At 65.5% G+C, this 7,582-nt stretch carries 5 protein-coding genes; 3 read left to right on the plus strand and 2 right to left on the minus strand.

Annotated features, from left to right (window positions below; all coding sequences use genetic code 11):
- Positions 1 to 29 precede the first annotated feature (29 nt).
- On the minus strand, positions 30 to 3,089 hold the full coding sequence (locus tag ACIRA7_RS02145; protein WP_396219148.1) for a WD40/YVTN/BNR-like repeat-containing protein: 3,060 nt from the start codon (positions 3,087 to 3,089) through the stop codon (positions 30 to 32).
- 164 nt (positions 3,090 to 3,253) lie between these two features.
- On the opposite strand from ACIRA7_RS02145, the gene ACIRA7_RS02150 reads away from it, so the two are divergent.
- The gene (locus ACIRA7_RS02150) at positions 3,254 to 4,510 is read left to right on the plus strand and encodes a VanZ family protein (RefSeq protein WP_396219149.1); all 1,257 of its coding nucleotides are present in this window, start codon (positions 3,254 to 3,256) and stop codon (positions 4,508 to 4,510) included.
- Positions 4,511 to 4,707: 197 nt separating this feature from the next.
- Positions 4,708 to 5,304 (plus strand): TlpA family protein disulfide reductase, encoded by a 597-nt coding sequence (locus ACIRA7_RS02155; protein ID WP_396219150.1) that lies wholly within the window; start codon positions 4,708 to 4,710, stop codon positions 5,302 to 5,304.
- Between the two features lie 45 nt (positions 5,305 to 5,349).
- On the opposite strand, the gene ACIRA7_RS02160 is transcribed toward ACIRA7_RS02155, so the two are convergent.
- Positions 5,350 to 7,212 carry an ABC transporter ATP-binding protein gene (locus tag ACIRA7_RS02160; protein WP_396219151.1) on the minus strand — a complete coding sequence of 621 codons (1,863 nt, stop codon included), beginning with the start codon at positions 7,210 to 7,212 and terminating at the stop codon, positions 5,350 to 5,352.
- Between the two features lie 177 nt (positions 7,213 to 7,389).
- On the opposite strand from ACIRA7_RS02160, the gene ACIRA7_RS02165 reads away from it, so the two are divergent.
- Positions 7,390 to 7,582 (plus strand): hypothetical protein (locus ACIRA7_RS02165; protein ID WP_396219152.1); only part of this gene is annotated, 193 nt, incomplete at its 3' end.

Raw genomic sequence — 7,582 nt, forward strand, 5'->3', positions numbered from 1 at the left:
AACCCGAAACCCAACACTCAAAACTGTAGTCACGCAATCGGTCCCTTCTTCTTCACACCGCCAATCACCCCGGGCACGTTGTACTTCTGCAGCAGGGCGTTGAAGGCGTTCACGTCCACCGTTTCCACCTGCTCCACCTCGGCCTTGAGCGTCTGCCACAGCTTCTCGAGCTCCACCAACCGATCCTTCACCGGCTGCGTGAGTTCGCTGTTGCCTTCCACTTGGCCGAGGAGGAAGCCGTACTGGCCGTTGATGCCGTTGGCGTAGTTGATGATGTCCTGCCCGTTGCCGGCCTTGGTCGTCATCTTCGGATCCAGTGCGCCCAGCTTGGTCGTGAGCGTGCGGCCCGCCTTGGCGATCGTATCCGGCGCACTCGTTTCCTTGGCGCGCGTCACGAAGCCCTGTACCTGCGTTTTCAGATCACGCACGCGCAGCACCGCTTCGTGAATCTCGTTGATACGGTTCGACAGCAGGTTCGCCACCGAATCCCGCTCAGCCACCGCCAGTGCGGGTACGTCGAGCCGCGGATCCTGCTGCACCTCGAGCTTCTGCGTGAGCACGGTGGTGCCCATAGTGAGACGTACCGTGTACGTGCCCGGCACCACACGGGCTCCGCCATCGCCCGGCGCGCCGAACAGCAGCACGCCAGCCAACCGCGCCGGCGCCGCACGCCGCAGGTTCCAGTTGAACGTGTTCAGCCCCGGCTTCACCGTGAGCTTGTTTACCGTATCGCCCTTCGTGGCGAAGGAGCGCACCACGCCGTTCTTCGCGTCAAGGAACTCCAGCAGCAACGTGGTGGCCGTATCGGGCGCGGCAGCCAGGCGGAAGTTGATCACGGCACCGTATGGCGGGTTCCTGCCGGCGCCGCGCGGCGCGCCGAAGCCACCACCGCTGCCGGCCAGCACCGCAGCACGCGGCGCGTACAGATGCACCGCCGCCTTCTCGATCGCATCGGCGCGCTGACGCAGTACCGAGAGATCGTCGAGAATCCAGAAGGCGCGCCCTTCCGTGGCGGCGATCAGATCACCGTGCTTCACCTGCAGGTCCGTCACGGGCACCACCGGGAAATTGCCGCGGAACGGCAGCCACTGCGCGCCCGCATCGTACGACACGTAGACCCCGGTTTCCGTACCGGCATACAGCAAGCCTTTGCGCTCGGTGTCTTCGCGCACCACACGCACCGGTTCGCCGTCGCGCAGGCCATTCACGATGCGCGTGAACGTGGCGCCGTAATCCTTCGACACGAAGATGTGCGGCGTGGGGTCGCCCACGCGATCCTTGCGGAACGACACGTAGATCGTGCCCGCATCGTGCGGCGAGATCGCGATCTCGTTCACCAGCCCATCGCCCCACGCGGCCGGCGTAACGTTCGTCCACGTCTTGCCACCGTCGCGCGTGCGCTGAATGAGTCCATCATCGGTCCCCACATACAACGTGTTCGCGTCATGCGGCGACTCTTCGATCACCACGATGGTGGCGTACACTTCGCCGCCGGCACCTTCGTTGGTGATCGGACCACCGCCCCACCCCTGACGCGTCTTGTCGTTGCGCGTGAGATCGCCCGAGATCGGCGTCCAGCGCTGACCGCGCGTCGTCGTCTTGAACAGCACGTTGCCGCCGTGGTACACGACCTTGTCGTCGTGCATCGACACTTCGATCGGCGCCGTCCAGTTGAAGCGGTACTTCGTCTTGTCGGTCGGCTCCGTGAGATTCATCTCGGGCCAGGGCATGATCGTGCGCGTGAGGCCGTTGGTCGCATCCTGCTCGTCGATGAGCCCCTGATAGCAGCCACCGTACACGTAGCGCGGGTTCTTGGCGCTCACACCCATGTTGGCGCTCTCACAGCCCGGGCCTTCGGTCCACTCGCGGATTCCGATGCTGCCACCATCGCTCCGCGACTGGATGATCACCGAGCTGTTGTCCTGCTGGCCGCCGTACAGCTTGTACGGAAAGCCGTCGTCCACCGCCACATGATAGAACTGCGACGTGGGCTGGTTGTCCTGCGTGCTCCAGCTCTTGCCGCCATCCAGCGAGATCGACGCGCCGCCATCGTTCGCGTTGATCAGGTAATTCGGATTGGTCGGGTTGATCCACAGCTGGTGGTTGTCACCATGCGTGGCCGACACACTCGCAAACGTGCGGCCGCCGTCGATGCTCTTCATCACGGGGGCGTTCATTACCCACACGACATCGGCATTCTTCGGATCGGCGGTGATGTTCATGTAGTACCACGACCGCGTCTGAATCAGGCGATCACCCGACATCTGCCGCCACGTCTTGCCGGCATCGTCGCTGCGAAACAGGCCGCCATTCTCCGCCTCCACGATCGCGTACACACGATCGGGATTGGCCGGCGACACCGACACGCCGATCTTGCCCACCAGCTTCGGCAGTCCGTCCTGGGCGCGCTTCCACGTGTCGCCGCCGTCCACCGACTTCCAGATCCCGCTGCCGGCGCCACCGCTGCGCACCATCCACGGCGTCCGCTGATGATCCCACATCGCCGCGTACAGAATGCGCGGGTTCGTGGCGTCCATCGACAGGTCGCTCGCGCCGCTGAAGGCGTTCTCCCCCTTCAGCAGCTGGGTCCACGTCTTGCCGCCATCGGTCGTGCGATAGATGCCACGGTCACTCGTGCCCTTCCAGCGATCGCCTTGCGCCGCGACATACACCACGTCGGGGTTGCTCGGATGTACACGCACCGCCGAGATCTGCCGCGAGGTGGCGAGGCCGATGTGCGTCCAGGTGCGTCCCTGATCGGTGCTCTTGTACATGCCGTCGCCATAGGTCGACGACTGGCCACGGATCGCGTGCTCTCCCATGCCCACGTAGATCACATTCTCGTCGCTCGGTGCCACCGCGATCGCCCCCACCGACCCCGTCTTGAAGAATCCGTCGGAGATGTTGCGCCAGCCGTTGCCGGCGTCGTCCGTACGCCACAGCCCGCCGCCGGTATAGCCGGCGAAGTACGTGAGCGGCTGCGACGGCAATCCCACCGCAGCCACCGACCGGCCGCCGCGGAACGGGCCGATGTTGCGCCACGACAGGGCGGTGAACGTGGTCGAATCGAGCACCGGGAGGCCGGCCACGGCGCGCGCAGCCTGGGCGTCGGCAACCGACGGCGCGACAGCGGTCTGAAGCAGGACACCGCAGCAGAGCGGAGTCAGAAGAGCAGGGAAACGCATCGGGAAACGCCTGGCAGGGGTGGAAGAGAGACCCGTAAAAGTTAGTATCGACCGATACTCTCCGGAGTATGCCCGCCACCCGCTTCCGATTCCGGCGCGCCGCCGATTTCACCGCCCTCCGGCTCGGACGGGCGGTCCTCGGCTACCTCGCGTTCGTGACCTCGATCATCACGATGGCGCCTTTCCGCTTTCGGGGGACACCGGCCCACGGCCTTACCAGTATCTGGAACTGGTCGGACCTCGTGATGAACGTGCTGATGTTCGTACCCTTCGGCTTCGTCTATCAGCTCACGCGGCCCCGCGGCGCGCCCCCCGACTGGCCGCGCGTGCTGATCCTGGGCGCCGCGCTCAGCGCCACCATCGAGACGGCGCAGCTCTTCTCCCTTACCCGCTACACGTCGCTGCTGGACCTGGCTACCAACACGGTCGGCGCCGCCCTCGGCGCCTGGCTGTTCGCCCAGCTGGCCCGGCGGGTGGAAGACGATACCGCCGTACAGTCGCTGGCCCTCGAGCTGCCGCTGATGGGGTTGGTGTACCAGCTCATCCCTCTCTGCTGGCTCATCGGACTGGGCAGCGAAGGCGGGGCCCGCCGTGCCTTCGTGTTGCCGATCGCGGCCCTCGCAGGCGCGGTGCTGGGCACCGTCCACGCGGCGTACCTCGCCCCGGAACCCCGGCACGATCGCCGCTGGCTGGTCACCCTGGCCCTTGGCTGGGTGCTCGTGGCGGTGGCCCCCGGTGCCTTGGGCGACCTCGGCCTGATCGGCGCCGGCGCCACCCTCACGGTGGGCGTCGCCCTGCTCCGCAGCAGCGCGACCGCCCGTCACCGGGCCGTCCACGCGCGTGTCCGGTTCGAACTGCCCACGCTGCGGCTGGTGATGCCGGTGTTCGCCGCGTATCTGGCGCTGTCCTCGCTGTGGCCGCTCGATGCGGTGACGCCGGAGTGGCACTGGATCGTGGCTCTCGCGCCCGCTCACGTGGAGCTCACGCAGCCCGTGGTGTATCGGCTGCTGGAGCACGTGGCCGCGTTCACGTTGGTCGGCTACATGATCGCCGAGTTCCACGGCCGCAACGCGCGTGGCCTCCGCGACACCACGCTACGGGTGGCGCGTTGGGCCGGTGGAATTTCGCTGGTGCTGGAAGTGTCGCGCGGGTGGTACCCCGACACCGGCGCCAGCGTCCTGATGTGGCTCTTCACGGTGGTCGCCGCGCTGTTCGGGGGCTGGCTGTATCTGCTACAGCGTGATCACGTGCGCGCCCTCGTGGACCGGCGACGACTGCTGGCGTCGCTGGCGGCGGAGCAGTCGGAGCTGGCAAGGGCAGCGTAGGGGGTCTGGTCGTTGTGGCGAACTGATCACGCAGAGAGGCAGAGGGCGTAGAGGACGCAGAGGCGCGCGCGACTGGGTTTGCGTCGTTTGCCGTGAACAATCGTGACGTTGTTCTCTGCGAGCCCTGCGTTCTCTGCGCCTCCGCGTGATCAGTTCAGCCATGCCGACGCAACGCCCACACGCGTTACGTTCCTCCCATGGCGTTCCGCTTCTCGTATCCGCCCCGACTGAAGCAGCTGCTGGGCAGATTCCACTGGACCACGTGGCTCATGCTGGCCCTTGGTCTCTGGGCCCTTCCGCGCCTGCTGCCCCACGTCGGCGCGCTCGTGAACATCACCGCCCGCGACCGCAGCACACCCACGTTCGACGTGCGTACGCTCACCGACTCCACCATCACGTCGCAGTCACTCCGTGGACGCGTCGTACTCGTGAACGTGTGGGCCACGTGGTGCTTGCCGTGCCGGGCGGAAATGCCGCTGCTCGAGGCCACGTGGAACCGGCACAAGGCGGCTGGACTCGTGGTGCTCGGCGCCTCCGTGGACAAGGGCGATCCGCAAACGGTGCGTGACTTCATCACAGAGCGCGGCATCAGCTATCCGATCGCCATCGTGAACCCCGACGTGATCGGCGAACTGGGCGGCGTGCGCGGCTATCCCACCTCGATCCTGATTGGGCGCGACGGCCGGGTACGGCATCGCGTGATGGGACCGATCGGCCCGCTGTCGCTCGAGCCGGCAATTCGGCGCGCACTTGCGGAGTCACTCAAAACCCCAAACGTTGACTCGAAACTCTAGACTCACGTGAGTGGTGGGTCATGAGTACGAGTCCCGGGTCGCCCCCTACCGGTACCCCTGCGCCTGCAACTCGAACAGTTCTGCGTACCGCCCCTTCCGCGCCAGCAGCTCCTCGTGCGTGCCCATCGAGTCCACCGCGCCCTGGTTCAGCACGAGAATGCGATCGGCCATCCGCACGCTCGAGAAACGATGCGAAATGAGCATGCTCGTGCGCCCCGCACTCAACGCCTTGAAGCGCTGAAACACCTCGAACTCCGCCCGCGCATCAAGGGCGGCCGTGGGTTCGTCGAGCACCAACAGCTGCGCGTCGCGCATGTACGCCCGGGCGATCGCCAGCTTCTGCCACTCACCGCCTGACAGTTCCACCCCCGTGGTAAAGCGCTTGCCCAGCGGTTGATCATACTGCGCCGGCAGCCGCGCAATCAGCTCGGATGCCAGACTCTGCTCGGCCGATTGCACGATACGCGCCCGGTCTTCACGCTCGTCGATACGCCCTACGGCAATGTTCTCACCGGCCGTGAGACTGTAGCGCACGAAGTCCTGAAAGATCACGCCCACGTTGGCGCGCAGCGCATCGAGATCGTACTCGCGCAGATCGTGTCCGTCCAGCAGAATGCGCCCTTCGCTGGGTTCGTACAACCGCGCCAACAGCTTCACGATCGTGGTCTTGCCGGCGCCGTTCTCGCCCACCAGCGCCAGTGTTTCGCCGGCGTGCAGTGTGAACGACAAGTGACGCACCGCCCAGTGCTCGGTGCCAGGATACTGGAAGCCCACATCCTGAAATTCGAAGCCGATGGTGATCGGCTTCGGCACCGCACGCGCCTGTTCGGGTGAATGGATACGCGACGTGATCGTGAAGAACGAAAACAGATCGTCGAGATACAGCGCCTGACTCGCCGTGCTCGAAAATCCTACCAACAAGCTCGCCAGCAGGTCGCCCAGCCGACGGAACGACCCAGCCAGAAACGTGAGATCTCCGATACTGAACTGACCGATGAGTGTGCGCCACGCGATGTAGCCGTAGGCCGTGTAGTAGCCGGCGGTACCGATGGCGGTGAGCAGTCCCATCGTGCTTTCGCGCTTGATCGCCAGCGCGCGATTGGCCCGGTACGTATCGAGCGAGATGTCGCGGAATCGGTCGATCAGGAAGCGGTTCAGGCCGAAGATCTTCACTTCCTTGGCCGTTTCCACACTCGCACCGGTTTGCCGCAGATACTCCAGCAACCGACGCTGCTGGGTGCGCGACCATTGCAGCGCATACTCCAACGCATTGAAGTGCGCCTCGCCCACGAACGCGGGTACCAGCGCCACCAACAAGAGCAGGATCAGCCACGGCGCGTAGACCACGAGCCCGGCCGCAAAGCTGATGATCGTGATCAGCGTTTGCACCTGACCGAACACCTGTCCCATCACCCCGAGTCCCTGAAACGTCTGCGTGCGCGCGCGTTCCAGACGGTCCTGTACCTCACTGTCCTCGAACTGTTCGAGATCGAGTGTAGCCGAGTGCTCCATCAAGCGGATGCTGGTACTGATCGAGAACTGCATCCCGAGCATGCGATCCACCAGCGATCCGGTGCGCGACAGCGCGTCGGCACCGATCGCCAGCACGAACTCGAGCAGGATGAGCTGCATCGTGCGATCCAGCAGACCACTCGCCACCCACGCACTCCACGTATCGGGGTGCCCCGGCAGCGCTGCGGTGCGGATCACTTCGTCGATGATCAGCTTGCCCACATACAGCGTGCTCACCGGCAGCAGCGAGCGGATGAGCCGGATGCTGATGGTGGCGATCGTGAGCGGCGCGCTGGTACCCCACACCAGCAGGAACAGCGGTCCGACGTGCCGGAGCGCGCCGAGCCGTTCGCGGAACGACTTGATCGGTGGTGGAGACTGTCTCGCTCGGGCCATACACGCAATCTGGGTGTGCACCCACGCGACGGCCATCGTGACCTGCACCGAAGCGGAGTCGGCCGTCACGCCATCGGTTATCTTGCGGCACGTCCGGGATGCGCCCGGCCGGAATCATGATGAGCGGATGAGGCAGGCATGTCGCGGGCGTTTCTGAGAGATGATGCGGAAGGCGAGATGCCCCGCCGCAATTACCACCTGCCCGAGCGCACCGATGCGGGCTACGATCGCGCCTGCGCGCGAGCGCTGCTGGAAGCCGCGCGGGTGAACGAAACGCAGCTGGCCGAGCGGGCCACTGGCTACTATTGGGGCGAACCGCTGCTCAAGCCCTACGTCGAGGAGCTGCGCGTGGAAGCGGAGCAGCAGGGCG

It is taken from the genome of Gemmatimonas sp. (assembly GCF_044376735.1).
Lineage (GTDB): Bacteria > Gemmatimonadota > Gemmatimonadetes > Gemmatimonadales > Gemmatimonadaceae > Gemmatimonas.

Coding starts and splice junctions, on each gene's coding strand:
- ACIRA7_RS02150 (WP_396219149.1), top strand. CDS start 3,254: ATGCCCGCCACCCGCTTCCGATTCCGGCGCGCCGCCGATTTCACCGCC.
- ACIRA7_RS02155 (WP_396219150.1), top strand. CDS start 4,708: ATGGCGTTCCGCTTCTCGTATCCGCCCCGACTGAAGCAGCTGCTGGGC.
- ACIRA7_RS02160 (WP_396219151.1), bottom strand. CDS start 7,212: ATGGCCCGAGCGAGACAGTCTCCACCACCGATCAAGTCGTTCCGCGAA.